1 protein-coding gene is annotated in these 214 nt (G+C 44.9%); it reads left to right on the top strand.

The features are described from left to right. A partial coding sequence (locus tag LI164_RS15895) for a hypothetical protein (RefSeq protein WP_227087402.1) occupies positions 1-214 on the top strand: 214 nt, incomplete at both ends.

Genomic DNA, 214 nt, shown 5'->3' with positions numbered 1-214 from the left:
CGGCAGAACTAGAGAAGATTTTGATACCGGTTGCAAATCCGGATACGATTGAAGACTTGGTAAATCTGTCATTGGTGATACGTGACCCGAAGCAGAGGGATAATCTGTTGGCACTGAACGTAATTAATGATAATAATGCATCGGAAACTCTGGAACTCCGTGGAAAACGTTATCTGGAGAAAGCGGCGATGATAACGGCTTCAGCGGATGTTCC

It is taken from the genome of Dorea sp. 210702-DFI.3.125 (assembly GCF_020560945.1).
GTDB lineage: Bacteria > Bacillota > Clostridia > Lachnospirales > Lachnospiraceae > Dorea > Dorea formicigenerans.
This window is presented reverse-complemented; position numbering and strand designations above follow the sequence as displayed.